The sequence below is a fragment of the Methyloligella solikamskensis genome (assembly GCF_042676065.1).
GTDB classification, from domain to species: Bacteria; Pseudomonadota; Alphaproteobacteria; order Rhizobiales; family Methyloligellaceae; genus Methyloligella; species Methyloligella solikamskensis.
Genome location: NZ_JBHTJO010000001.1, coordinates 2,573,180 through 2,598,343, shown reverse-complemented (window position 1 = coordinate 2,598,343; position 25,164 = coordinate 2,573,180). Strand labels below are relative to the sequence as shown.

The window sequence follows — 25,164 nt, the reverse complement described above, 5'->3', positions numbered from 1 at the left end:
TGCTTGTGCTGCGCGCGATGGTCTCGTAAGTCTCATCTATGAGCTTGGACCTTGATCCCGTGAATTTTGCCGAGACCGGCCAGGGGTGGGACGACGTCATGGACGCCGCGGTCCAATTTCGGCGCTATCTTCATCGCCACCCCGAATTGAGCTGGCAGGAGACTGAGACGGCCAACGCGATCCGCGCCGCCCTGGATCAGCTCGGCATCGCCTGGCGCGCCTGTGCCAAGACCGGCACGGTTGCCACAATCGCTGCGGCCAAGCCCGGCCGTCACGTGGCGCTGCGCGGCGATATCGATGCGCTTCCCATCTTCGAGAAGAGCGGCCGGGGCTGGAGCTCCACCCGCGATGGCGTCATGCACGCCTGCGGCCATGACGGTCACACCGCGACCTTGATGGCTGCCGCCGTCTGGCTGAAACGTCATGAGGATGCACTGCCCGGACCTGTCAGCCTGCTATTCCAGCCGGCGGAGGAGGGCGGCCACGGCGCCCGCGAGATGATCGCCGACGGCGCGCTTAAAGGGGTCGACGCCGTCTTCGGCTGGCATAACTGGCCGGCCATTCCCTTCGGCAAGGCCGTCTGTCCCGAAGGCCCCGTCATGGCCGGCAACGGCACGTTCCGGATCAATGTGACGGGCGTGGGCGGTCATGCGAGCCAGCCCGAAGCCTGCCGCGATCCCGTGCTCGCAGCTGCCGCCATCACCCTTGCCCTGCAGCAGGTGGTGAGCCGCCGCATTCGGCCCCAGCATCCCGCCGTGCTCAGCGTCACCTCAATCGAAGCGCCCAGCCTGCAGACCGTCATTCCGGAGACCGCCACCATCGGCGGCAGCATCCGCATTGCCCGGGCCGAAGACCGCGCCGTGATCAACGGCCTGATCGACGACATCGCCCGCGACACGGCCAAGGCCTATGGCGTAGAGGCCGAGGTCGAGATCTTTCCCCGCTACGAGGCGACGGTAAACCATCCCGAAGCATCGGCAGAAATGCGCGGCGCGCTTGCCGACGAGCTCGGGCCCGACTGGCACGACTCGCAGATCCCGGTTCCCATCATGGCGTCGGAAGATTTCAGCTATTTTCTCGGCGAGGTTCCGGGCGCCTTCGCGCTGATCGGCGCCGATGACGGCGAGGACCACGATTCGCCTTGTCACAGCCCGCTCTACGACTTCAACGATAGGTTGATTCCTGTCGCCGCCCGCTGTTTCGCGCGCCTGGCCGGCGCGCCGCTGCCGAACGCCGCAACTGTTCAGCATAAGGAACAATCTGCGCCCGAGGCGCTTCAAGACTAGGCTGCCAACGGAAGGGGAGATCAAGAATGCAGGCAAACGACATGGAAGTGTTCGAGCAGTGGGAGTCCGAGGTCCGCGGCTATTGCCGTATCTACCCGACGGTCTTCAAGTCGGCCTCCAACGCGCGCCAGGTCGACGAGGCCGGCAAGTCGTACATCGACTTCTTCGCCGGCGCCGGCGTGCTGAACTTCGGGCACAACAACGAGCGCATGAAGAAGGCGATCATCGAGTTTCTGAACGACGACGGCATCGCCCATAACCTCGACATGTCGACCTCGACGAAGCGCGATTTCATGGAGGCCTTCATCGAGACCATCCAGAAGCCGCGCGACTGGAACTACAAGATGCAGTTCACCGGCCCGACCGGCACCAATGCCGTCGAAGCCGCGCTGAAGCTTGCCCGCCGCGTTACCGGCCGCACCACCGTGATCGCCTTCACCCATGGCTTCCACGGCATGACCCTGGGCTCGCTCGCCTGCACCGCAAACTCCTATTTCCGCAACGCCGCCGGTGTGCCCCTCGACCATGTGCAGCGCTTCCCCTTCGGAAAGTCGCTCCAGGAGATGTCGGCGATCTACTCCGATCCGTCTTCGGGCTATGAGCCGCCGGCCGCCGTTCTCGTCGAGCCGATCCAGGCCGAGGGCGGTGTCAACGTCGCGACCAAGGAATGGCTGCAGGAACTGCAGGCTTTCGCCCAGAGCCGCGGCGCGCTGTTCATTCTCGACGACATCCAGGCCGGCTGCGGCCGCACCGGCTCCTATTTCAGCTTCGACGGCATGGGTCTCGACCCCGATATCATCACTCTTGCCAAAGGCATCGGCGGCTTCGGTACGCCGCTCGCCATGAACCTGGTGAAGCCGGAGCACGACAAGCACTGGAGCCCCGGCGAGCACACCGGCACCTTCCGCGGCCAGGGCATCTCCTTCGTCGCCGGCCGCGAGGCCATGCGCTATTTCGAGGATGACAGCTTCCTCAACGATGTGAAGCGCAAGGGCGAGATGATGGAAGAGCGCCTGAACAAGATCGCCTCCGCCCACGGCGAGGGCTTCGAGGTGCGCGGCCGCGGCATGATGCAGGGCCTCGACACCAAGGATGGCGCGGTCGCCAAGGAGATCATCGGCCGCTGCTTCAAGGCCGGTCTTCTCGTCGGCGGTTGCGGACCCGCCGGCCGGGTGATCAAGCTCATTCCGCCGCTCACCATCCCTGATGCGGATCTCGAGGAAGGTCTCGATATTCTGGAGAAATCCACCCAGTCGCTTGCGGAGGCAGCATGAGAGAACGCGATGACATGACCTTCCCGCCGGAGGAGTATCAGCGCAGGCTGAACATGCTCCGCGAGCGTATGGAAGAGCGTCTGCTCGATGCGGTGATCATCACCGATCCTGAGAACATCATGTATCTCACGGATTATCAGACCACCGGCTACTCCTTCTTCCAGGCGCTGGTCGTGCCGCTTGCGGGCGATTGCTACATGGTCACCCGCAAGCTGGAGGAGTCCAACGTCTACGCCCGCACCTGGGTGGATAAGACACGGCCCTACGCCGATAACGGCGACGCCATACAGAGCCTGGTGGAGAGCCTGCGCGATGCGGGGCTCGCCTATTCCACCGTGGGGTATGAGCGGAACAGCTACTTCTTCCCCGCCTATCAGCAGGACCGCGTCCGCACCGCCTTCACCGACGGCAAGCTGATGGATTGCTTCGGCATCGTGGAGGAAGGGCGCATCCGCAAGAGCCACGCCGAGATCGAGGTGATGAAGAAGGCGGCCATCGCCACGGAGGCCGGCATGAAGGCCGGTATCGAGGCCTGTGCCCCCGGCGTCACCGAAAACGAGATCGGCGCCGCCATTTCTCATGCCATGTTCGAGGCCGGCGGCGAACCGCCGGCGGTCATGCCCTATGTGGTGTCCGGACCGCGCTCCATGATCGGTCATGCGACGTGGGAAGGGCGCACCGTCAAGCCGGGCGAGCACGTCTTCATGGAGGTGGGCGGCTGCTACCGGCGCTATCACACCGCCATGATGCGCACCGTTGTGCTCGGCGATCTGACGCCCTCCATGGAGAGTGCCCAGCGCTGCATGATGGAGGCCTTGCGGGAGGTCGAGAGCGCGATCCGTCCCGGTCTCACCGTGTCCGACGCCGACAACATCGTGCGCGATATCATCACCAGCGCCGATCACGGCGGCGATCTCATCACCCGGTCTGGCTATTCCATCGGCATTGCCTTTCCGCCCAGCTGGGACGAGGGCTACATCCTGAGCCTGATGCAAGGCGATTCCCGTACCCTGAAGGAAGGCATGACCTTCCACATCATTCCCTGGGTCTGGGGTGTCGACCGCGACAAGACCGTGGGCATCTCCGACACGATTCACGTGACGGCGGATGGGTGCGAGTCCTTCTTCACCCTGGCGCGCGAGTTCGTCACGAAGAGCGATACCAGGCTGCATGCCGTGGAAGGCGGCGACGAGTCCTCCGACGAGGACAGCGACGCGGCGATAGGCTAGGGCAGGGCCCAGGCGAAGCAGTGCCAGGCTTAGGCAGGGAAACAACCGGAGACATTTGATGCTGACAGCGATCGATCCGGCCACCGCGAAGGTGGTCCGGGAGGTGACGCCTGATTCCGACGCCGACGTAGAAGCAAAGCTCGCCGCGGCGCGGAAAGCTTATGAGAGTTGGCGCGAGAAAACCTTCGAGGAGCGCGGTAAGCTTCTGAAGGCGGTCGCCGCCCATATGCGCGCCCATGTCGATGAGCTGGCGCCGCTGATGACCGAGGAGATGGGCAAGCCCATCAAGGAGGCCCGCGCCGAGGTCGAGAAGGCTGCCTGGTGCGCAGAGCATTACGCGGATTTCGCCGAAGCTTATCTCGCCCCCATCACCCTCGGCTCCGACGCGACCAACAGCTACGTCCAGCACCTGCCGCTCGGCACCGTGCTGGGCATCCTGCCGTGGAACGCGCCGTTCTGGCTGGCCTTCCGCTTCTGCGCGCCAGCCCTCATGGCCGGCAATACCTGCCTCATGAAGCACGATCCTCACGTGCCGGGTTGCTCTGCGGCGATTGCGAAGGTGTTCAAAGAGGTCGGCGCGCCGGACGGCGTATTCGACAGCCTCCTGCTCGAGACCCCAGCCGTGGAGAAGGTGATCCGGGACAAGCGTATCCAGGCCGTCTCTTTCACAGGTTCGACCCGGGGCGGATCGGCCGTGGCCTCTATCGCGGCGTCCGAGATCAAGCCGGCCGTGCTGGAGCTCGGCGGCTCCGACCCCTCCATCGTGCTGGCCGATGCCGATCTCGACAAGGCGGCGGACATTCTCAAGATCTCCCGCATCATCAATGCGGGCCAGAGCTGCATCGCGGCCAAGCGCATCATCGTCGAGGCGCCCGTCTATGATGAGTTCATCGGGAAGCTGAAGGACCGCCTCGCGGCTCTGAAGGTCGGCGATCCGGCGAAAGAGGAGACTGATATCGGTCCCATCGCGCGCAAGGATCTGCTCGACGAGCTGGCCCGTCAGGTGAAGACCACCATCGACGAGGGCGCGACCTGCGTGCTCGGCGGCGAGCCGATCCAGGGCGACGGATACTTCTATCCTGTCACCCTGCTCACGGATGTGAAGCCCGGCATGTGCGCCTTCGTGGAGGAGACCTTCGGTCCGGTTGCCGTGGTGATCCGCGCCGACGACGAAGAGCATGCGCTCCAGATGGCCAACGACACCGAGTACGGCCTCGCGGCCAGTGTCTGGTCCACGGCTAAACGGGGCGAGGCGCTCGCCAAGCGCATCGAAGCGGGGCAGGTCGCCGTGAACGGTATCGTGAAGACCGACCCGCGGCTGCCTTCGGGCGGCATCAAGCGCTCCGGCTACGGACGCGAGCTCGGCCCCCACGGTATCCATGCCTTCGTGAACGCTCAGCAGGTCTGGGTGGGACCGGTAAAAAGCTGAATCAAAAGCGGTCGAGGCAAGGCTAGTCCTTTGAAACCTTGGCCTCTTTCGACCTCAGCTTGAACTTCCAATTCTCCATGGGCGTGCCGTCCAGCTTCAGCCGGCTCGCCATGTAGTAGAGCCGCTTTGTGGCCGGCATATCAGGTGCCGTCTCGAACCGCTCCTTCAGCCAATGAGGCGGAACGGACTGGTAGTAGAGGGTCGCGCGAACCGTCAGATCGTCCGCGTCGACACCCTCCGGCAGTTCAATCTCGTAGCGCACCCGGTCGAGACCCTTGCCACTGCGATAGTCCTCGTCCCGGACCGCATCCTTGCCCGGATGGGTCGCGTGGATGAAATCCTTCAGCTCCGAATACTGTTCGGGGAGGGGCCCCTTCTCCTGCCAGCCGAAGGGCAGAAGCCGGTTGTCCTTCACGTGGTCCGCCCGGTGCACGAAGCTCGTGGTGAAGTCGCCTGCCGCGTTCTGCAGCAGCTCCTCATAGACCTGCACCTGATCCTGGGAATCGATCACCTCGTGATGGTGCTGGTAGCGCGGCGCGCCCGTCTCGTCCTCTTCAAAGAACTCGGTGGGGAGCACTTCGCCGTTCTCGTCCACCAGCACGCCGACCGCGTTGGTGCGGCCGGAGCCCCAGATGACCCGCTCCCGGCCCTCGCTCCCGTCGATCACCAACAGCTCAAGGAAGGCACGCCGTAGCCCCACCCCGGTTGGGAAACGGTGGCCCGTCTTGTTCACCACCTCCACCTCTGCGATCAGCTTGCCGTCTTCGCCGAGCCTAGTCGTGACGTCGAGATCGGCGGTCCGCTCCCGCGCTTGCGCCGCGACCTCTTCCAGCGCCAGCTTCAGCCCGTCGGCCCCGGTCATATAGTCCTTGGTCCGCACGCCCAGCACATCGTTGTTCTGCCGGAAGATCTCCATGAGGATGCCGTTCAGCCCCTGGAGCCGGTGGCGCTTGAAGCCTTCCTCCCGGAAGCGCACGCGGATCTCCTCCACCGGCGGCATATGCTCCGCTTCCGGATAGGTCTCGTCCTGAATGGCCGCGATGCGCGTCTTGATCTGGGGCACGTCCACGGTGCCGTCCGCCGATTTGAAATGGCTCGGCATATGGCAGCCCTGGCAGCTTTGAGCCTTCTCCGGTGTCGGATTGGCGGAGGGGTACTCGTTCTGATAGCCGCTGTTCAGCCACTCCAGATAGGTCGCTTGCTCGATGGAGTGCTTGAAATCTTTGAACATTTCCGCCGGCACGCCGACGTCGAGATCGTCGGCGCGGTGCTTGTCCAGCGGCATGTCCACATTGGGCAGGGTGACGTGGTGGCAGGACCCGCAAAGCCGTGAGCTTTGGATGTAGCCGTCATGCTTGGGCGTGATGCCGAGTGCGTTCTTCATAGGCAGCGTGACGATCTCGTCGTCCTTGAACGGCCCGTAGATCTCGTCCGGCGCGCCGGTCTCGAACCGGCCAGTGGTGTTGTGGGTGAGGTAGCTCTTCAACTCCGACATGCCCTCGACCACCTCGCTCCGCTTCGCGCGATGACAGGTCCCGCAGCTGATCCCGTCCCGGGCCAGGGCGCCGTATTTGGAATAAGGGTTATCGGTATCCTTCGAGGTGAGGAAAAGGTAGTCGCGCTTGAACAGCGGATCGAGGCCGTGCTTCGGCGCATCCTCCTTCAACTGCCGCTGCCCCATGGCGCCGTGGCAGCTGAAGCAGAGGTTCTGCAGATGCGCGATATGCTCTTCGGGCGCCTCGCCATCTTTGCCGAACTCTTCCGTCAGCATCGCGATCTCGCTGTCGAGCTGGGCGTGAAAGATCGGGTCGCGCCCAGCGAGCCCCATGGGCGACCAGCGCCATTCGCCGTAAGGGGAGACGTTGTAGCCCTCGCCATACTTGGGGCCCGTCTGGAAGAACATGACTGGGCCCGCCGCCGTGCCCTGGTTGCCGTTGATGCCGCCATGGCAACCCATGCACTGGTCCGAACTCACGAAACCCGGACCGTCGCTTCCGGGATGCGCCACCACCCGGTCGTGGGTCTCGGATGGGAAGCGCTGCACATCCTCGAAGCCCGGATCTTCGACTTGCGGATAGGCTTTCAGAAAAGCGGGGTCTGGCGTCGCGGGCTCGAACCCGGGATGGTGCTCGGCGATCGCATCCTTGTCGCTCGGATCGGGCAGATGCCGATAGGCCGGCTCGACCTCGGTGTCGTCAATCTCTTCCGTCTCTTCCTCGGCTTCCATATGCGGCTGCCAGGGCTTCGCAGACGCATGATGATCCCGCCAAGAATCGTCCACCCGGAAGCGCAAGGGGTCGCCGGGAAAGCCCTTGATGTTTCTGAGGCTTGAGAAGGTGCCGTAATCCGCCGCCGACGCATGGCAGCGCAGGCAATATTGACCGAAGCCGGATTCCCGGTACTTGAACGGGTATTCGTGGGCGTGGGGGCTGCTCTCACCCTTCCGCGGGTTGGACCAGTACCACCCGTCATGAGCGCCCGCCGAATCCCGCACCATGATGGTCCAGGATTTCAGCTTCTCGACGACTTGAGTTTCGTCCATCCCCTCGTAGCGGGCGGCCGGCGGTTCGAACATCTCCTTGACGATGAAGGCGCCGTCCTCCGGCGGGCCGTCCCGGTCGCCGAGCAGCCACTGCATCATCTTCGGCGAGTAATAGACCCGCACCGCCGGATGAGTGCCGAAATAGACGTTGTTCACGTAAGGGCCGGTGTCCCGGACGAGATTGTCGTCCATGGATTTGTCGACGCACCAGCCGAGCTTTTCGTAAGCTCGGTCGTTCAGGAACGTGAACAGCTTCCGCTGATAGGTCTCAGGCTCCGTCTGGCTGGGCAGCGGGAGGTCGGGCTGCTTGGCGTCTGCGCAATAAGCGGGAAGCTGGGCGGAAGAAGGGGCGGGCGTGCTGGCGAGCGGAACCGCGTATGCGGCAAAGGCCAGCGGAACGGCGAGCAGCGCCGATGGCCAAATCCATCGAAAAAGTGAGGGCTTCTTAGCCGAACGCCGCGGCGCGCACTCATCCGTTTCGCCATCCATCACAGATGCGCCCGTCCCAACAAAACCTTTTCCACCCTACCGCAGGGGGAGTTTACCCAAGCTCTGCACGCCCGCCAGCGTTTTCATTTTTATAGAAAACGCGGAAACTGCATGCGAGAGGGCGGCAGCCGATTGTCCAAACCTCCAACCTCCAGTAATTTCAATGACGAGCGTAGGGCCGGTGGGAGGGATTATGAAGGGCACCAACCCCTTGAAGAACGCGGGCAGCCGGGCCAAGGACTGGTGGTCCGAGCAGCGCGGCTTCTCAAATCTCATCGTGATTCCAGCCATTTGGGCCATCGTCTCCATGCTGGTGACCGGCGTGATTTACGGCGGCTGGGATGTCGGCCGTTATATCTACGAGTTCCTGCCGACGGATATGCCTGAGCCCTTCAGCGAGGACCGGCTCGGCATCCTGGTGGCGCGGCTCGATAACGATCCCGACGGCGAATACACCTTGCGTGTCCGTACCGCCCTGGAGCAGCAGCTTCCCATGACGGCGACGGGCGAGGCGGCGGTCGAGGTTGATCTCTACCCCAAGACTCTGACCCTTCCGGCCGAAGGGCGGCTCTCCCAGAACATCGCCAACGCTACGAATGAGGGGCGCACCTGGCTGGAGGCGCAGAACGCCGAGCTTCTGATCTGGGGCCGGGCGGTGCCGACGGAGAAGCAGATCGAGCTTCGCATCCTGACTCGCCAGCCGGCGGAAGGGGGCGGCCAGGCACAGCCCGAGGTCTATCCCTTGCGCATCCCAAGCGAGTTCTCCGACCGGCTCGGCGCGACGCTCGCCGGTGTCGTGGCGGGCGCCGGTTACAAGGCCTGGAACCAGCGCGGCAAATATCTCACGCCCGAGCAGCGCGAGGCCATGCTCGCCTGGATGGACCGCCTGAAGAGTTTGCGCGGCGATCTTCCCGATGCCCTCGATGCCAAGAGCCGCGAGCGTATCCGGGAGAAGATCGAGACGGCCTATCTCCAGATCGGCGCGGCGCTTGTGGCCGACAGCAAGAACGATGAGGGTATCGCCATCGTCGAGGAGCTGTTCGGGGACGACTCCAACCCGGAGAGCTGGCCGTCCGGACAGGTTCTGCTCGTGGCCGAGATGATGGCCGATTATTTCGAGACGCTGGCCGTTCAGGGGGTGCCCCTGCCGCCGGAGACCGTGGAGAGCCTGCTCCAGACGTCGAACGAGCTTTTCGCCTTGATTGAGCAGCTCTACGGGCTGGGCGAGATCAGCGAGAACGAGTTCCTCTATTTCGCCGGCAATCTGCAGAAGCTGGACGGTCATCTGACCGCGAAGCTGGACCGCGCAGAAGACGCGCGGGATCATTTCAAGCGCGCCGACCGGCTCTTCAACTCGCTCATGGAGCAGAAGGACGCGCCGGAAGACCCGCTCTCCGTCGCGCGCATCAAGAGCTATCTCGGCAGCATCGAGCTGAGCTTGGCGTCCCTGTCCTCAGGCGATGAGGTCTCCAAGCATCTGGACGCGGCGATCACCGATTTCGGCCAGGCGCTGAACCTGCTGGATGCCGAGACGGCGCCCCGTGAGGTCGTGCGTGTGCGCACGCTGCTCTCCGTCGCCTACAACAACCGCTGGCGGGACAGCTACGACGCCCGCGCCCTCTATGCGAGCGCCGAGACCCTGGAGCCCGTCGTTCCCATTCTGCGGGAGCATCAGCGGACCGAGGAGCTGGCCGGCATCGCGCCGCAGATCGCCATCCTCTATGGGCTCCATGCGGTGATCGCAGGCGGTGAATCCTCCGCCGAGAAAGCGCTCGCCGCGGCCGACAGCTTCGCGAAAGAGGCGGGCGCCGATCAGATCCCGGTAAAGGCCCAGACCACCTTCGTCGAATGCTTGTCCTATCTGGGCGAGGGCCGCGCCATGGCGGCCGACGGCGATGCGCTGTCTGAAAAGGTCGAGACCCTGGAAAAGGCCTCCGACCGCTGCGAGGCCGCCGCAACCTTGTACGAGCAGCTCGGCAACGCGTTCAGCTGGATGAACGCCAAGTCGCTCTCCTCCAGCGCACTTCGGACGGCGGCCCATGCGAAAGACGATGTGGCCCTGGCCGTGGCCGCGCTGGCCTGCGCAGACGATGCGGCGGAGAAGACGGACGGTATCGACAATCCGATCCTCGCCAACCAGAACGCCTATTCGAAAGGCTCCGCGCTCCGGGAGGTCGGCCGCCTGAAGAAGAATGCCGGGCAGCTCGAAGAGTCCGTCGAGATGCTCCGTGACGCCCGCGACAAGCTCATTGAGCGCAATGCGAGCGTGGCCGATCGCCTGCCTATCGAACTACAGCTCGGCGATTCTCTGGTGACCCTTGCCGCCCTCAACAAGGATGGCGGCAAGAACCTGGAAGACGGGATCGAGATGCTGGACGAGACCCGCGATGCCTTCGCCGCGGGCGGGGCGGCCTTGATGCTGAAGGACGCCACCCAGGCCTTGAAGGAGGCCAAGCAGTTCCAGGCCGAGATGAGCGTGAACTAGGTTAGGCGCGAGCGCCGCCGATTACCCGGTCACCCATCACCAAATTGCGATCAGCAGGGTCAGCGGCGTCAGCAGATCCCACCAGAAGATGGGGCCCGCATTGTTGATGGCGAAGTTCGCCTCCGAGAACATGTCCTTCAGATGGGTCGCCGCCGCACTCCACAGAAAGCCGGCGGATACGAAGAAGATCGCCCAGGCGGCCGGCCCGCCCAGCATTGAGGCGGCGATGGCGCCGAGCCCGATGCCGAGATTGGCGCCTGCGATCTCGAGCTGGAACGGGCTTGCGTCCCAGCCGATGGAATCGGCCACCCGCTGCCGCATCATGGAATGGGCGAACGCTGCCCACAGGCTCTGAATGCCGAGCGACAGGAATAGGATCCATTGGGCGAGGGGAGGCAGGCTCTGATCGGCAAAGCCGAGCGGCGTGCCGGTGAGCCCCAAGATGAGCGCTGCCGTATAGAGCAGCATCGGAATCGCCGCGATCATGTAGGACATTTGGAAAAGCCCCCAAAGCCGAATCTGTGAAGCCGGGAGCGTAATCCCGCAAACGCGCTACTTCCAGCGTTCCAGCCAGGCCTGGAACATCAGAACGTCCCAAAGCTCCGCCTGCCAGTTCTTCTTGCCGGAAAGATGCTGCTGCCATTTCCGGCGGATCGGCTCGGGCTTGAAGAAGCCTTCCGATTTCAACCGGCTCTCGTCCAGTAGGGCTTCCGCCCAATCCCGAAGCGGTCCGCGCAGCCACTTATCGATGGGCACGGAGAAACCGGATTTCGGCCGCTCGACCATGTGAGCCGGCACATAGCGGTCCAGCAGCTGGCGCAGGATCCATTTGCTGCGCCCGCGGCGGATCTTCATGGATTTCGGAAGCGACCAGGCGAAGGCGACGACCCGGTGGTCGAGCAGGGGCACGCGCACCTCTAAAGAGACTGCCATTGAGGCCCGGTCCACTTTGGTCAGGATGTCGTCGGGCAGATAGCTCATCATGTCGAGATACTGCATTTGCTCGACAGCGTCGGGCACCAAAGCCTGTGCCTCCTCCGCATCGTAGGGGATCGGCGTCTGCGCCGCCCCGATCACCATGGTCGACGGGTCTTCCCAGTGCCCCGTCACGTTCCGGTAGAAGGTCTCCGGCGTGCCGGTCAGCGCATCGGACAGCTTGTGCATCTTGTCGCCGAGCTGGCGCGGCCGCTGGCGCGCCGGGATAGCGCGCGCAAGCGCATCCCAGGACGCGGGCGGCAGGGCCCGCAGCACGCGGGCCTCCACATTGCGCAAGCCGCCCGGCTGGCCGAACAGCAGCCGTCCGAACCGTGCCGCCGCCAGATAGCGCGTATAGCCGCCGAACAGCTCGTCGCCCCCGTCGCCCGAAAGCGCGACCGTGACCGACTGGCGGGTCAGCTTGGAAATCAGATAGGTCGGGATCTGCGAAGCGTCGGCGAACGGCTCGTCATAAATCTCCGGCAACTTCGGCACCACGTTGAGCGCCTCTTCCGGGCTGACATAGAGCTCCGTGTGATCGGTGCCGAGATGCTGCGCCACCTGCTTGGCGTGATGCGCCTCGTCGTAATCGTCTTCGCCGAAGCCGACGGAGAAGGTTTTGACCGGCGTCGTGGACTGGGCCTGCATCAGCGCTGTCACCAGCGAGCTGTCGATGCCGCCGGACAAAAACGCCCCCAGCGGTACGTCGGCGATCATTCGCCGGCCCACGGCGTCGCGCAGCAGCGCATCCAGCGCATCTTCCGCTTCCTCGGCGTCGCCTTCGAACGGCTGGTCCAGCCCTTCCTCCACAACGTCGGCGAGGGTCCAGTAGCTCTCAAGCTTCGGCTCCTGCTTGGGCCGCAGGATCAGCATCTTGCCGGGTGCCAGCTTCTGCACGCCGCGATAGATCGTCTTGGGCTGGGCGATATAACCCTGGCGCAGGAAGCCCGCGAGCGCCCCGTGATTGATCTCCACCCGGAAGGTTGGGTGGGCGCGCAGCGCCTTGAGCTCGGAGGCGAACAGGATGCCCTTGCCCGTATCGGTCCAGTAGAGCGGTTTGATGCCCAGCCGGTCCCGCGAGAGGATCAGCACCCGCTCGGTCCGGTCCCAGACGGCGAAGGCGAACATGCCGATGAGCTTCTTCAGGGTCGGCTCGATCCCCCAAGCATCGAAGCCCGCCAGGATCACTTCCGTGTCGGACGTGCCCCGGAAGCTCTGGCCCTCTTGGGAGAGCGTCTCGCGCAGATCGCCGAAATTATAGATCTCGCCGTTATAGACGATGACGTAACGCCCCGAGCCGGAGGTCATGGGCTGGGCGCCAGTCTCGGAAAGATCGATGATGGAGAGGCGCCGGTGGCCAAGCGCCAGACCGCTCTCCTCGTCAAGCCAGTGATCGCCCGCATCGGGGCCGCGATGGAGCAGCACCTCCGTCATCGCCAGCACGCCGGTGGCAAGGTCGTCGGACGAGGCTTTGGTTCCGGTCAAGATCCCGGCAATTCCACACATGGGCGAAAAGCTCTTCTGCTTATCTGGCTATTGGCCGCCGGGGCAGGTGCCATCCGCGCGGTCGCCGGTTGAGCGTCTCGTTTGATCCGTAGTCTTAAACGTTTGATCCACTGCCTTGTGATCCGCTGACTTGGCGCGGAGCTGCAAGCGCTTTCTGGCTCAGCCCACAGGCAAAGCGTTCGGCATTGGCTTACCGGGTCTCCAGCCTGGGGCGTTCCCAGTCTGCCCCGTTCAGATGACGGATGCTCGGTCGCTTTATCTCTATGTTGGAAGTTGCCCCCAAACGGGAACGGACCGTGCCGGATCGCAAAGTCGATGACAAGCCGAAATTCCGCGGCCGATTGGTCGGCTCCCGGCTCCAAGCGCGCTGACAGAGATCTGCTAATTAATTGGGCAATTTTCTTCCCTTTGCACAGACATACGGCGGCGGGTGTGCCCCAAAGGCGCCTTATTTCGGATGGTGGACCGAGGGGACTCGGCGGTCCTTTGCCACCCTGACTCCGCGCGCTTCTTCAACGATTTCAGGCCTCTGGCGAAATTCCTAAGCGGAATTTTTATTTCTTGGCACGAAACCTGCTTAACCGGTCGTTAGCCTTTTGCTGCGGGTTCAACGGAGGGATTCTGAATGGAAGAGCAAGCAATTGAGGGCCTAGAGGCCCTACCATTTCTGAAACTGTTTACGGCGGAAGCCTATTACTACATCACCGGCGTGCTGATGCTTCTCATCCACGTCGGCTTCTTGGCCTACGAAGGCGGTGTGGCACGGTCCAAGAACTTCTTGGCCACGATGCTGAAGAACCTGATGACGGTTCCGATCGTCGGTATCACCTTCTTCTTCTTTGGCTTTTGGGTCTACAACGCCTTCCCACTATTTCCGGTCACCGGTCCGCTATTCGGACCCTGGACGGATCCCGGCTCCTTGAGCGGAGTCGCGTCCGATGCCTATGGCCTGGTGGTTGGCTCCTACCCCTGGTCCGAAGCGCTCACCCCGACCAAGTCGGACGAGCTCACGGGCGTCTTCTGGATGGTCTTCGCACTGTTTGCCATGACCACGGCCTCGATTCTGTCGGGCGCGGTGATCGAGCGCATTCAGATGGGCGGCTACTACATCCTCGCCATCGTGCTCGGCAGCTTCTGCTGGGTAGTCGCGGCGGCTTGGGGCTGGAACTACTACGGCTGGTGGACCACCGAGTGGGGCTGGCATGACTTCGGCTGCGCCGTCGTCGTGCATGGCGTCTCCGGTATGTTCGCGCTTGGCGTGCTGATCAATCTCGGGCCGCGTATCGGCAAGTACATTGACGGCAAGCCGCAGCCGATCCTGCCGCACAATATCTCGCTGACCCTTATCGGGCTGTTCCTGATCTTCATCGGCTTCTTCTTCTTCCTGGCCGACTGCGTGATCTTCCTGCCCGATTACACCGGTCTGACGACCATCTATGGCGGTCCCACGACCCTGGCGACCTTGGCAATGAACGTGACGCTGGCGCTCTCCGCCGGTCTGATCGGTGCCTACGTGTCGTCCAAGGCGGATCCCTTCCTGACCATCTCCGGTGGTCTGGCGGGCATCATCACCGTGGCCGGCGGGATCGACCTGTACCATCCGGCGCTCGTGATCGTGTTGGCCTTCTCCGGTGCTTGGCTCATGCCGAAGTTCGTTGCCTTCGTGGAAAACATGGGCATCGACGACGTGGTCGGCGCCGTGTCGGTTCACGGTCTGGTCGGCATGATCGGCGGTATTCTGCCGGGCATCTTCGCTGCTGGATACATCCAGCAGGCCGGTCAGCCTCCGATCAACCTCCTGGGCCAGCTTGGCGGCACCTTCATCGGCGCCATCCTGCTGGGCTTCGTTCCGGGCTACCTCGTCAGCCTGCTCCTGAAAGCAATGGGGCTGCTGCGTGTCTCGCCTGAGTTCGAAGAGGAAGGTCTCGACCTTAAAGAGCTGGGCGTTAACGCCTATCCGGAACAAACCTTCGCAGCGCCTGCGAAGAGCTAAAGGAGACGGAAAATGGGTTCACCTTTTGAAGATGCCGAGGGCTACGTGAATGCTGAGGGCGCGTTTCACAGCTTTGCCAATAGCCCGACGCTCGCAACGATCTGCCTGATCTTGAGCGTGGTTATCGCACTCTGGTTCCTCTACCGGTCGTTTACCCTCCACTAGTAGAGTGACTTGGCCGGCGCGTTCCGAAAGGGGCGCGCCGGTCTCCTTTTGGGGACCGCGTTCGTAAAGCTTAGGCGGTCCCTTCTTTTTGGAATATTTTGGCCTAGGCTGCTGTGCCAATTTTCCAAGCGGCAATAAGACCGCCTCGTTCGGCCACGCGCCACGCAGCCCTTTTCGAAGGTCCAGCCCGGCGCTCGAATCGCCTCTATCTGCTACAATCTTCAGTTGCCGCGATAGACATGACGGATGTCGGTTTTGTACCAATTGAATCTAGGGTAGGGGCGAGCGGGGAAAGGCATGCCGGAAAGAAAAAAAGCAAGCAAACTCAAGCCACAAAATCAGCCTGAGGAAACGCGGCCAGCGCGCCGGGTTCTCCATCCGAACACCATTGCCGGTGCCGGAGCCGAATTCGGCACTTTCGGCGAGGTGGAGGACGATGTGCTCCATACCGGATCGTCGGCCCCGCGGGGCGCCTCGACCCGGTCTCTCGCCAAGGCCATCGGCCTTCAGGTGCGCACGCTCCGCCGCAAGCTCGACCTCACGGGCGCCGAGCTCGCCGACCAGGCCGGCATCTCCGCCGGCATGCTGTCGAAAATCGAAAACGGCGCCGTCTCAGCCTCCATCGAGAGCCTGGAGGCGCTCTCCCGGGCGCTCAACGTGCCCATCACGTCGTTCTTCCAGAGCTACGAGGATCAGCGGGACTGCTCCTATGTTCCGGCCGGAAGCGGCGTGGCGATCGAGCGCCGCGGCACCAAGGCCGGCCACCAGTATCACCTGCTCGGCCACTCCATCTCCGGCGACATCGTCGTGGAGCCCTATCTCATCACCCTGACCGAGGAAGCAGAGCCCTACAGCCTCTTCCAGCATGTCGGCGTGGAGTTCATCTATCAGTTAACGGGGAAATCCCTCTACCGCCACGCGGACAAGATTTACACGCTCTCACCCGGCGACGCTTTATTCTTTGATTCCACGGCCTTACACGGCCCCGAAGAGCTTCTCGAACTCCCCATGACCTACCTTTCGATCATCATTTATCCGCGCCAGCCGACTTAACGAACTTTCCTAGTAGGAAAAAAATATTCCTGACAGTTGACAGGTGGGGAGGCGCCCCATAGGTTTGCGTCATCGCCTCATGCCGAGGCACGCAACCCCTATTTTTGAGAGTGCTCATACCTACCCATGTGTGGAATCGTCGGTCTTTTTCTGAAGAATCGCGCTCTTGAGCCTCAGCTTGGCGGCCTGACCGCAACCATGCTGGGGACGATGTGCGATCGCGGCCCCGACAGCGCTGGCTTCGCCATTTATGGCTCCGGCGACGAGGGCCATATCAAATTAACCGTGCGCTCTTCGGAGCCCGATTACGACTTCAACAAGCTTGCCGAGACGGTGTCTCACGACATCGAATCCCATGTCTCGCCCGAGCTTCACGGCAACCACGCCGTGATGACCGTTGCGGCGGATCATGCGGCTGCAGCCGAGGAGGCCATCGAGCGTCTCGGCGGCGAAGGCATCGAGGTCTTCGGCCGCGGCACGCGGATGGAGATCTTCAAGGATATCGGCCGTCCCAATAAGGTCGCCGATCGCTTTCATCTGGAGCAGATGACGGGCAGCCATGCCGTGGGTCACACCCGCATGGCCACCGAGTCGGCCGTGAACGCAGCCGGCGCCCATCCGTTCTCCACCGGCATCGATCAGTGCCTGGTCCATAACGGCTCGCTCTCCAACTACAACGCTCTGCGCCGCGAGCTGAAGCGCAAGGGCATGGAGTTTCAGACCCAGAACGACACCGAGGTCGCTTCCGTCTATCTGACCTGGCGGATGCAGCAGGGCGCCAGCCTGGGGGAGGCCCTGGAAAGCTCCCTGAACGATCTCGACGGCTTCTACACCTTCGTCGTCGGCACCGAGAACGGCTTCGGCGTGCTGCGCGATCCCATCGCCTGCAAGCCGGCGGTTCTCGCCGAGACCGACGACTACGTCGCCTTCGGGTCCGAATATCGCGCTCTTGCCGCTCTGCCCGGCATCGAGGATGCCAAGGTCTGGGAGCCGGAGCCCGCAACCGTATATTTCTGGGAGCGGAGCTAATGGAAACCGTTGATCTGGAACAGACGCCGCTTCGCGAGCTGAATCAGAAGCTGCACGACCTCCAGGGCTCTTCCGAGAAGGCCGAGTTCAAGGTCCTCAATCCGCGCGGTAAGCACGCGGTCGCCTCGGGCATCGATGCGCCGATCTCCGTCGAGATCGACGGTTCGGTCGGCTACTACTGCGGCAGCATGAACAAGCAGGCCGAAGTCGTCGTGAACGGCAGCGCCGGCGTCGGCCTCGCCGAGAACATCATGTCCGGCAAGATCCATGTGAAGGGCGATGCCTCGTCTTCGGCTGCGGCCACGGGCATCGGCGGCATGGTCGTTATCGACGGCAATGCATCGTCCCGCTGCGGCATCTCAAACCGGGGCGTCGACATCGTCGTCAAAGGCAATGTTGGCCACATGTCAGCCTTCATGGCCCAGGCCGGCAATCTCGTCGTGCTGGGTGATGCGGGCGATGCCTTCGGGGACTCCATCTACGAAGCGAAGCTCTTCGTGCGCGGCAGCGTCAAAAGCCTCGGTGCCGACTGCATCGAGAAGAAGCTCCGCGACAAGGACAAGGAGCTCCTGCGCAAGATTCTGGACGAGGCGGGGATCGGCGACGAGGTCGATGTCTCCGAGTTCAAACGCTACGGCTCTGCCCGTCAGCTCTACAATTTCAAGATCGATAATTTGGAGGCGTACTAATGAGTGGTGAGGGACGCTGGGTCCATTCGCCGCCGCGGCCGTCGGCGACGTTTGACGAGTATGCGATTGCCGAGATTCAGCGCGCGGCTGCGACCGGCATCTATGACATTCGCGGTGCCGGCGCGAAGCGGAAGGTCCCGCATTTCGACGACCTCCTCTTCCTCGGCGCGTCCATGACGCGTTATCCGCTGGAAGGCTACCGGGAGAAATGCTCCACCGAGGTGACCCTTGGCACCCGCTACGCCAAGAAGCCGATCGAACTGAAGATTCCGATCACCATCGCCGGCATGAGCTTCGGCTCCCTGTCGGGACCGGCCAAGGAGGCCCTGGGCCGCGGCGCCAATGCCGTGGGCACCTCGACCACCACGGGCGACGGCGGCATGACACCCGAAGAGCGCGGTCATTCCAAGACCCTCGTCTACCAGGTTCTGCCCTCCCGCTACGGCATGAACCCCGACGATCTCCGCAAGGCCGACGCGCTTGAAGTCGTCGTCGGCCAGGGCGCCAAGCCCGGCGGCGGCGGTATGCTGCTCGGCCAGAAGATCTCCGATCGCGTCGCCGAGATGCGCACCCTGCCGAAAGGCATCGACCAGCGCTCGGCCTGCCGCCACCCGGACTGGACCGGCTGCGACGACCTCGAGATCAAGATCGGCGAGCTGCGTGAGCTCACCGACTGGCAGGTCCCGATCTACGTCAAAGTCGGTGCGTCACGCCCCTATTACGACACGGCTCTGGCCGTGAAGGCGGGCGCCGACGTCGTCGTCCTCGACGGCATGCAGGGCGGCACCGCGGCGACCCAGGAGGTCTTCATCGAGCATATCGGCATCCCGATCCTCGCCGCGATCCGTCCGGCGGTTCAGGCACTGCAGGATCTCGACATGCACCGCAAGGTTCAGTTGATCGTGTCCGGCGGCATTCGGACGGGCGCCGACGTGGCCAAGGCCCTCGCGCTCGGTGCGGACGCGGTCTCCATCGGCTGTGCGGCCCTGATCGCCCTTGGCGACAACTCTCCGCATCTCGCCGAAGAGTACGCCAAGCTCGGCACCAAGCCCGGCTGCTACGACGACTGGCACGAGGGCAGGGACCCGGCCGGCATCACCACCCAGGACCCGGAGCTCTACAAGCGCTTCGATCCGGTCGAAGGCGGTCGCCGTCTGGCCAACTATCTCTCGGTCCTGACGCTCGAGGCCCAGACCATCGCCCGGGCAAACGGCAAGAATCACGTCAATCATCTGGAGCCGGAAGATCTCGTCGCGCTCAGCGTCGAGGCGGCTGCGATGGCACAAGTGCCGCTTGCCGGCACCAACTGGATCCCCGGCAAATCGGGCGACCAATTCTAGGGAACAAGTAGAGTAGGAGAGGAAACATCAGCCATGGCCACTGATCTCGCTACATTCGCCAAAGAGCGAGGCGTGAAATACTTTTTGATCAGCTTCGTTGATCTATTCGGAGTAATGCGGGCCAAGCTGGTGCCTGCCGAAGCCATCACCATGATCTCTGAAGATGGCGCCGGTTTCGCAGGGTTCGCCTCCTGGCTCAACATGACCCCGGCCCATTCCGACATGATCGCCATGCCGGATCCGGAAAGCGTCATCCAGCTGCCTTGGAAGCCCGAGGTGGCCTGGGTGGCCGGCGACCTGATGATGGACGGCGAGCTCGTCGAGCAGGGGCCGAGGAACACCCTTAAGCGGATGATTGCGGAGGCCGATAAGCGAGGCTTCCAGATGAAAAGCGGGGTGGAATGCGAATTCCACCTCATCAGCCCCGATGGCGAGGAGCTAGCCGACGAGCGCGACCAGCAGGCCAAGCCCTGCTACGACACCCAGGCCCTGATGCGCCGCTACGACGTCATCAGCGAGATCTGCGATTGTATGCTCGAGCTCGGCTGGGGCGCGTATCAGAACGACCACGAGGATGCCAACGGCCAGTTCGAGATGAACTGGGGTTTCGATGACGCCCTCGTCACCGCCGACCGCCATGTCTTCTTCAAATACATGACGAAGTCGATCTGCGAGAAACACGGCCTGCGCGCGACCTTCATGCCGAAGCCGTTCTCGCACCTGACCGGCAACGGCTGCCACATGCATGTGTCGCTGTGGTCGAAGGAAGACGGAAAGAACCTGTTCGATGACGACAACGACGAACTCGGTCTCTCCGAGCTCGGCTATCAGTTCATCGCCGGTCTGATGGAAGAAGCGCCCGCGATGGCCGCCATCACCAACCCGACCGTGAACTCCTATAAGCGCATCAATGCGCCGCGCACCTCGTCCGGCGCGACCTGGTCGCCTAATTCGGTCACCTATACCGGAAACAACCGGACCCACATGATCCGTATTCCGGGCGGCGGCCGCTTCGAGTTCCGTCTCGCCGACGGTGCGGTGAATCCGTACTCCTTCGGTGCGGCGGTTCTGGCGGCCGGTCTCGACGGCATCGACAACAAGCGCGATCCCGGCAAGCGGCTCGACATCGACATGTACGAGCTGGGCCACACTGTCACTGACTGCAAGCGCTTGCCGCTGAACATGCTCGACGCCCTGCGCGAGCTGGAGAAGTCGGAAGTCCTGCGCGAACGTCTCGGCGAAGAGTTCATCTCCTCCTTCCTCAAGCTGAAGAAGCAAGAGTGGAACGATTTCTCCAAGTCGCTGACCGATTGGGAGCGGAAGAACACGCTGGATTGCTAGCGGGCGTGTGCCGCAACGGTTGAGAACGAACTCGGCCGCTTTCCCCAAACCGCCTCATGCGCACAGGAGGCGGAGCGGGGAGAGCGGCCGATTTTTTTTACCTAGTACCTGCTAGGTTGTAGGAACACACTCGGCGAGATCCGGGACCGACAAAAGACGCAAACGCGTCGCGCGCTCTAGATCCGATTGCCGAAAATGATACTCGGCATACGGTCGATTCTTCGCCATCCCCCAGCCAAGACACGAGAGTTTTGCCAGTTCGATCTGTGCATTGGGGTCGCCCACATCGGCTAGCTTGCGGTAAATCTTGGCAGCTTCACGGTAGTTCAGATGGGCTAACCTCGGCTTCTTAGCTCTGAAGGCCGAAAAACCTCTAGACTTATAAGTCTGGCCTGCGGCGAGTTCCGCCGAGTTATCCTCCTGCCAGGAAATCCGGTAAAGCCCATTCGCACCAGCTAAAAGAAAGTACAAAAAGACTGTGGTTGCCCCTTGCACGAGCCAATTAATGAACTGTGCCTTTGCCCGGGCGACGAAGGGCTTAACTAGGTTAGTGTGCCACCATTTCCACATGAGGAACCTCCGACATTTCTCGTTCGAGGCGGTCTAGTTGTTCGTCACTGGGCTGTTCTTTGAAATCGGGTGGAGCAAGCGGGGAGTAACGCTGCTCAGTCTCCACAGTCCGGCAACCCGCTGCAAATAGGCAGCAGGTAGCGACTATTACCAGAATGAATCCCCCTCGCATCCGAACCCCCTGTGTCGGACCACCCCGCAAATGGAACGATCTAAGAACGATTCGGGGGTGCGGTGCAGCCAATAATCAACAGACATGATGGAGCCGAGGCAAAAATCCAGAGCTTTCACGAAGTCTCGTCTTGGTCGGCGTAGGGCTAGTCCCGATAGCTCTTGCTCGACGTGCCCGAGCGCGACGGCAGATGCTCGATGGCGATGCGCATCAGCTCCGACAGGGACTTCACCCCGAGCTTGGCCTTAAGCTGCCCGCAGGTGTTGGCGACGGTCTTGTAGCTGACATGCAGCTCCTCGGCGATTTCCGAGTAGGGCTTACCTTCCGCGATGAGGGAGAGGATCTGCAGCTCCCGCACGCTGATGGCGCGCAACGGATTCGACGCGCTCCCCTTCGCCTCAAGGAACGCCACCTCGGACGCGATGTCGTGGCCGAGATAGGGCAGCCCTTCCTTCACCCGGTCGAAGGCCTTCAGGATCTCCTCCGACGGCGTGTCCTTAAGGATATAGCCGTTCGCCCCGATCTTGAGTGCGCGGCTCACGATGAAGGGGTCGTTATGCATGCTGAAGACGAGGATCGGCGTGCGCCGGTCGTGCAGCCTAAGGCGCCGGATGAAGGAGAGTCCGCCCAGCGCGCCCGTGCGCATGGCGAGATCGACGATGATCACGTCGGGCTTTTTGGCGCGATAGAGACGGAAGCCCTCGGCCAGAGTCTGGCTGCCGAGAATGCCTTTGACGCCCGCGAACTTCAGAAGCTTCTTGGTGCCTTCCAGAACGATCGGATGGTCGTCGATGATCAGAACTTGGGTCATTGGTGCATTTCGATTTCTGGTTGATTTTGTTGAGCCGAACCGTGCGAAACCTGGAGCGGCACGAGCACCTTCAGGGTCGTGCCTTGGGAGGGCGCGGTCTGCACCGCGCAATTGCCGCCGAGCGCATGGATGCGTTCGCGCATCACCGTCATGCCGAAGCCGACAGGCGTGTCGGCGGAGATACCCTGCCCATCGTCGGAGATCGTGAGCTGCGCCGTGCGGGGCAGGTCCTTCCCGCCGCGGGACGGCCCGCCGTCTTTCTCAGTGAGGATCACCTGAACCAGCTCCGCCCGCCCGTGGCGGATGGCGTTGGTCACGCCTTCCTGGACGCAGCGGTAGAGCGCCAGGTCGATCTTCTCGCCGTAGCTTCTTGCGTCCACATTGATCGCGTGGTCGATCTCCACATCGGGGAAGCGCTGGGCGAGCTCGTTGACGAGATCCGTGATGGCGTCGGCGATGGGAATCTTGCCGAGCGCGATGGGACGCAGTTTCTTCAGAAGCACCCGGTTCATGGCCTTCAGATGCTCGGTAATCTTGAGGATCTCCGAGACGTGGCTCTTGATCTCACTTGTGCGCTTGTCCTTCCGCTTGCCGGCCAGCTGCTCGATGGAAAAGGCGTTGGCCGTGATGCCGAACAGGCAGGGGCTCGCCTCGTCATGCAGCTCGCTCGCCACCTCGCGTCGCTCGTCCTCCTGCACCGTGATGAGCTGCTCGTAGAGCCGGGCATTCTCCGCCCGGGCCCGGCCCAGCGTCTCGGCTAGGAAGTTGAAGCGGTCGGCGAGCGCCGCCAGCTCCACGACGCGCGGCCGGGGCAGGCGGGTCGCGTATTGTCCGTCCTCGAGCTGCGACATGCCCCGGGCGATGGAGGCCAGCGGCCCGAGCATCCGCCCGAGCAGAATGTAGAAGACCAGCAGCATGGCGGCGTCGAGCAGCAGCCAGAGCAGGAACAGGCTGGAGACGTCTTCCCAGACCTCCGCGATCTCGTCCTCCGGTGCGCCCTGGATCACCACGGTCCCGAGATCCCAGACCTTACCGGCCTGCTCGGGGCGTTCGGTCACCATCAGATGCCCGCTGACCGGATCGGTCTGGATCACGTTGAGAGCGCTGGTCTCGATCTCCGGCGTCACCAGCGCTTCGAACCAGGCCGGCGGCGCGGCCTCTTCGTCGTGCGAGGGTAACGGCGCCGGCGCTCCCCCCGTCATGGGCGTCAGATCGCCGGCGGCGTTCGCCATATAGATGCGCACATGGCGGAGCTGGGCGAGCTGCAGCCGCTCCGAAAGCTGGGTCACCTTCTGGGACAGAAGCCCGTAGCGCCCGTCCGGCTCCACGCTGCGGATGGTCGCCTGCACGAACTGCTTGGCGAGCTCCATGGAGGCGGAGACCTCCACCTTCGTGGCGTGACGCGCATTATAGATCGTGACGATGCCGGCGATCGCGAGCGCGCAGAGATTGATCGCGCCGATGGCGACCAGCAGCTGCGTTCGTATCGTCCGCCCGTACCAGAGCGTTTGCCAGCCCATCTTGAGCACTTGCATCACCTTGTCATGTAGCTGTGCGGGGGCCGCCCCCTTTCGAGGCCCGGCCCGGCGCTGTCAGTCCGCTGCGCGTCAGTCCTTCACATCGAGGAGCTCGACATCGAAGATGAGCGTGGCGTTCGGGGGGATCGCATCGCCCGCACCGCTCTCGCCATAGGCAAGCTCCGGCGGGATGATCAGGGTGCGCTTGCCGCCTTCCTTCATGCTGGCGACGCCCTCATCCCAGCCCTCGATCACCTGGCCTTTGCCGAGTGTGAAGGAGAAGGGCTCGCCCCGGTCCACGGAGCTGTCGAACTTGCGCGCCTTGGTGCCGCGCTCGTAGAGCCAGCCCGTGTAGTGCACGACGACCGTTTGCCCGGGCCGCGGCTGCGGGCCCGTACCCACCGTGATGTCGCCCACGCCCAGACCGGAGTCCGTGTAATAGGTCTGTGGTGAAGCAAGCGCCTGAGCGAGACTCAGGCATGCCGCCAGAACAGCGGCGAGGGCGAGGGGCAGAAAACGGTTCACGTGAAGAGCTCGAGTCATTGCTGGGGGTCCTCCTTGGCTTCCTCTTTGATCTTCTGGAGCGCCTCCTCGTGGCTGAGCCCGGATTTGCGGAGGTGGAAGTAGGCCTGCGCGATCTGGCCGAAACCCTGACCGGCGGTGTCCGATTCACCGACATCGGTGAAGGTCACGATCAGATCGACCGCATCCTCATGCTCCCAGCCGGCCTCATCGATCATCTGCTCCAACTGGACCGCACGATTCGCCGTCATCCGATAAGGCGTGCCGAAGACGCCCTTGGCGTCTTGCAACCTCTTGTGCAGCTCCTTCACCCGGGGATCGTCCAACTCGACGTCGTAACCAGCCTCGCGACTCGCTAGCCATCGGGCGGGCGAGATCTTGTCGTGCACGGTCAGCCAGCCCTTCTGGGCGAGCTCCTTGTTTTGCGTGGTTTCGGTCGGGATCTCCTCTGCCTGTTCAGGCGCGGAGACATCGTCGCCGCAGGCGCTAAGAATCCCCGCCAGCCCGAGGGCTGTTGCGAGGCCGGCGGCGCGCGACAAGCGGCCGAGCAAGGCTACGGTCTGAGCCATGTAGCCGGGGCGTGCAGATGCCGTTGCGGCAATCGGTAGCGGAGAAAACGCAGCCACGAGGGTCGTCTTTCAATTTAGAGGCGTTATTCTCGGCGACCTCAGCGAAGCGCGATAAGCGGCTGGGATCATTGCGAGAAGAGTCCCGCCAAGTGTGCCACTTCCTGGCTTGCAGGTGGGT

20 protein-coding genes are annotated in these 25,164 nt (G+C 63.0%); 12 read left to right on the top strand and 8 right to left on the bottom strand.

Features of this window, described 5'->3' with window-relative positions; all coding sequences use genetic code 11:
* Window positions 1-38 precede the first annotated feature (38 nt).
* From doeB2 to ACFQ2F_RS12420, 4 genes are read left to right on the top strand one after another with little or no spacing between them, the layout of a single operon-like run.
* The gene (gene doeB2 / locus ACFQ2F_RS12435) at window positions 39-1,286 is read left to right on the top strand and encodes a N(2)-acetyl-L-2,4-diaminobutanoate deacetylase DoeB2 (RefSeq protein WP_379090320.1); all 1,248 of its coding nucleotides are present in this window, start codon (window positions 39-41) and stop codon (window positions 1,284-1,286) included.
* Between the two features lie 26 nt (window positions 1,287-1,312).
* Complete coding sequence (locus ACFQ2F_RS12430) at window positions 1,313-2,560, top strand: aspartate aminotransferase family protein (RefSeq protein ID WP_379090318.1); 1,248 nt, start codon at window positions 1,313-1,315, stop codon at window positions 2,558-2,560.
* The gene (gene doeA, locus ACFQ2F_RS12425; RefSeq protein WP_379090316.1) at window positions 2,557-3,789 is read left to right on the top strand and encodes an ectoine hydrolase; all 1,233 of its coding nucleotides are present in this window, start codon (window positions 2,557-2,559) and stop codon (window positions 3,787-3,789) included. Before ACFQ2F_RS12430 ends, doeA begins: the two co-directional genes overlap by 4 nt.
* 58 nt (window positions 3,790-3,847) lie before the next feature.
* The gene (locus tag ACFQ2F_RS12420; protein ID WP_379090314.1) at window positions 3,848-5,218 is read left to right on the top strand and encodes an NAD-dependent succinate-semialdehyde dehydrogenase; all 1,371 of its coding nucleotides are present in this window, start codon (window positions 3,848-3,850) and stop codon (window positions 5,216-5,218) included.
* Window positions 5,219-5,240: 22 nt separating this feature from the next.
* Here ACFQ2F_RS12420 and ACFQ2F_RS12415 read toward each other — a convergent pair whose 3' ends face one another.
* A complete protein-coding gene (locus ACFQ2F_RS12415) occupies window positions 5,241-8,249 on the bottom strand; it encodes a hypothetical protein (RefSeq protein WP_379090312.1) in 3,009 nt (1,002 codons plus the stop codon).
* A gap of 193 nt (window positions 8,250-8,442) precedes the next feature.
* Here ACFQ2F_RS12415 and ACFQ2F_RS12410 point away from each other — a divergent pair, with 193 nt between their 5' ends.
* Window positions 8,443-10,734 carry a hypothetical protein gene (locus tag ACFQ2F_RS12410; RefSeq protein WP_379090310.1) on the top strand — a complete coding sequence of 764 codons (2,292 nt, stop codon included), beginning with the start codon at window positions 8,443-8,445 and terminating at the stop codon, window positions 10,732-10,734.
* Between the two features lie 36 nt (window positions 10,735-10,770).
* Here the strand turns inward: ACFQ2F_RS12410 and ACFQ2F_RS12405 are convergent, their stop codons facing one another.
* A complete protein-coding gene (locus tag ACFQ2F_RS12405) occupies window positions 10,771-11,229 on the bottom strand; it encodes a DUF6790 family protein (RefSeq protein WP_379090308.1) in 459 nt (152 codons plus the stop codon).
* Between the two features lie 57 nt (window positions 11,230-11,286).
* Window positions 11,287-13,215, bottom strand: coding sequence for an asparagine synthase (glutamine-hydrolyzing) (gene asnB, locus ACFQ2F_RS12400; RefSeq protein ID WP_379090306.1), 1,929 nt, complete (start codon window positions 13,213-13,215; stop codon window positions 11,287-11,289).
* A 625-nt stretch (window positions 13,216-13,840) separates the two neighbouring features.
* Between asnB and ACFQ2F_RS12395 the strand changes: the two genes are divergently transcribed.
* From ACFQ2F_RS12395 to glnT, 7 genes are all read left to right on the top strand, one after another.
* Entirely contained in the window at window positions 13,841-15,208 is a 1,368-nt protein-coding gene (locus ACFQ2F_RS12395; RefSeq protein ID WP_379090304.1) for an ammonium transporter, read from the top strand.
* Window positions 15,209-15,220: 12 nt separating this feature from the next.
* Entirely contained in the window at window positions 15,221-15,373 is a 153-nt protein-coding gene (locus tag ACFQ2F_RS12390; protein ID WP_379090302.1) for a hypothetical protein, read from the top strand.
* Between the two features lie 438 nt (window positions 15,374-15,811).
* Window positions 15,812-16,426 (top strand): helix-turn-helix domain-containing protein, encoded by a 615-nt coding sequence (locus ACFQ2F_RS12385; protein ID WP_379090710.1) that lies wholly within the window; start codon window positions 15,812-15,814, stop codon window positions 16,424-16,426.
* Between the two features lie 126 nt (window positions 16,427-16,552).
* Entirely contained in the window at window positions 16,553-17,455 is a 903-nt protein-coding gene (locus ACFQ2F_RS12380; protein WP_379090300.1) for a class II glutamine amidotransferase, read from the top strand.
* Complete coding sequence (locus tag ACFQ2F_RS12375; RefSeq protein ID WP_379090298.1) at window positions 17,455-18,144, top strand: GltB/FmdC/FwdC-like GXGXG domain-containing protein; 690 nt, start codon at window positions 17,455-17,457, stop codon at window positions 18,142-18,144. The genes ACFQ2F_RS12380 and ACFQ2F_RS12375 overlap by 1 nt, the downstream gene beginning before the upstream one ends.
* On the top strand, window positions 18,144-19,484 hold the full coding sequence (locus ACFQ2F_RS12370; RefSeq protein WP_379090296.1) for an FMN-binding glutamate synthase family protein: 1,341 nt from the start codon (window positions 18,144-18,146) through the stop codon (window positions 19,482-19,484). Before ACFQ2F_RS12375 ends, ACFQ2F_RS12370 begins: the two co-directional genes overlap by 1 nt.
* A 33-nt stretch (window positions 19,485-19,517) precedes the next feature.
* The gene (gene glnT / locus ACFQ2F_RS12365; RefSeq protein WP_379090294.1) at window positions 19,518-20,825 is read left to right on the top strand and encodes a type III glutamate--ammonia ligase; all 1,308 of its coding nucleotides are present in this window, start codon (window positions 19,518-19,520) and stop codon (window positions 20,823-20,825) included.
* A gap of 111 nt (window positions 20,826-20,936) precedes the next feature.
* Here the strand turns inward: glnT and ACFQ2F_RS12360 are convergent, their stop codons facing one another.
* The 5 genes from ACFQ2F_RS12360 to ACFQ2F_RS12340 form a co-directional block, all read right to left on the bottom strand.
* Window positions 20,937-21,395: a hypothetical protein gene (locus tag ACFQ2F_RS12360; RefSeq protein ID WP_379090292.1), complete on the bottom strand. Its 459-nt coding sequence runs from the start codon at window positions 21,393-21,395 to the stop codon at window positions 20,937-20,939.
* A 317-nt stretch (window positions 21,396-21,712) separates the two neighbouring features.
* Window positions 21,713-22,378 (bottom strand): response regulator transcription factor, encoded by a 666-nt coding sequence (locus ACFQ2F_RS12355; protein WP_379090290.1) that lies wholly within the window; start codon window positions 22,376-22,378, stop codon window positions 21,713-21,715.
* Window positions 22,375-23,913, bottom strand: a complete 1,539-nt coding sequence (locus tag ACFQ2F_RS12350) for an ATP-binding protein (protein ID WP_379090288.1) — start codon at window positions 23,911-23,913, stop codon at window positions 22,375-22,377. The genes ACFQ2F_RS12355 and ACFQ2F_RS12350 overlap by 4 nt, the downstream gene beginning before the upstream one ends.
* Before the next feature lie 72 nt (window positions 23,914-23,985).
* Entirely contained in the window at window positions 23,986-24,438 is a 453-nt protein-coding gene (locus ACFQ2F_RS12345; RefSeq protein ID WP_379090286.1) for an FKBP-type peptidyl-prolyl cis-trans isomerase, read from the bottom strand.
* On the bottom strand, window positions 24,435-25,043 hold the full coding sequence (locus tag ACFQ2F_RS12340) for a hypothetical protein (protein WP_379090284.1): 609 nt from the start codon (window positions 25,041-25,043) through the stop codon (window positions 24,435-24,437). The genes ACFQ2F_RS12345 and ACFQ2F_RS12340 overlap by 4 nt, the downstream gene beginning before the upstream one ends.
* Window positions 25,044-25,164 lie beyond the last annotated feature (121 nt).

Bases quoted from the DNA above. Each gene is read 5' to 3' on its own strand.
- doeB2 (WP_379090320.1), top strand. From the start codon at position 39: ATGAGCTTGGACCTTGATCCCGTGAATTTTGCCGAGACCGGCCAGGGG.
- ACFQ2F_RS12355 (WP_379090290.1), bottom strand. From the start codon at position 22,378: ATGACCCAAGTTCTGATCATCGACGACCATCCGATCGTTCTGGAAGGC.
- ACFQ2F_RS12430 (WP_379090318.1), top strand. From the start codon at position 1,313: ATGCAGGCAAACGACATGGAAGTGTTCGAGCAGTGGGAGTCCGAGGTC.
- ACFQ2F_RS12360 (WP_379090292.1), bottom strand. From the start codon at position 21,395: ATGTGGAAATGGTGGCACACTAACCTAGTTAAGCCCTTCGTCGCCCGG.
- ACFQ2F_RS12420 (WP_379090314.1), top strand. From the start codon at position 3,848: ATGCTGACAGCGATCGATCCGGCCACCGCGAAGGTGGTCCGGGAGGTG.
- ACFQ2F_RS12390 (WP_379090302.1), top strand. From the start codon at position 15,221: ATGGGTTCACCTTTTGAAGATGCCGAGGGCTACGTGAATGCTGAGGGC.
- ACFQ2F_RS12370 (WP_379090296.1), top strand. From the start codon at position 18,144: ATGAGTGGTGAGGGACGCTGGGTCCATTCGCCGCCGCGGCCGTCGGCG.
- doeA (WP_379090316.1), top strand. From the start codon at position 2,557: ATGAGAGAACGCGATGACATGACCTTCCCGCCGGAGGAGTATCAGCGC.
- asnB (WP_379090306.1), bottom strand. From the start codon at position 13,215: ATGTGTGGAATTGCCGGGATCTTGACCGGAACCAAAGCCTCGTCCGAC.
- ACFQ2F_RS12415 (WP_379090312.1), bottom strand. From the start codon at position 8,249: ATGGATGGCGAAACGGATGAGTGCGCGCCGCGGCGTTCGGCTAAGAAG.
- ACFQ2F_RS12410 (WP_379090310.1), top strand. From the start codon at position 8,443: ATGAAGGGCACCAACCCCTTGAAGAACGCGGGCAGCCGGGCCAAGGAC.
- glnT (WP_379090294.1), top strand. From the start codon at position 19,518: ATGGCCACTGATCTCGCTACATTCGCCAAAGAGCGAGGCGTGAAATAC.
- ACFQ2F_RS12350 (WP_379090288.1), bottom strand. From the start codon at position 23,913: ATGCAAGTGCTCAAGATGGGCTGGCAAACGCTCTGGTACGGGCGGACG.
- ACFQ2F_RS12345 (WP_379090286.1), bottom strand. From the start codon at position 24,438: ATGACTCGAGCTCTTCACGTGAACCGTTTTCTGCCCCTCGCCCTCGCC.
- ACFQ2F_RS12395 (WP_379090304.1), top strand. From the start codon at position 13,841: ATGGAAGAGCAAGCAATTGAGGGCCTAGAGGCCCTACCATTTCTGAAA.
- ACFQ2F_RS12380 (WP_379090300.1), top strand. From the start codon at position 16,553: ATGTGTGGAATCGTCGGTCTTTTTCTGAAGAATCGCGCTCTTGAGCCT.
- ACFQ2F_RS12405 (WP_379090308.1), bottom strand. From the start codon at position 11,229: ATGTCCTACATGATCGCGGCGATTCCGATGCTGCTCTATACGGCAGCG.
- ACFQ2F_RS12375 (WP_379090298.1), top strand. From the start codon at position 17,455: ATGGAAACCGTTGATCTGGAACAGACGCCGCTTCGCGAGCTGAATCAG.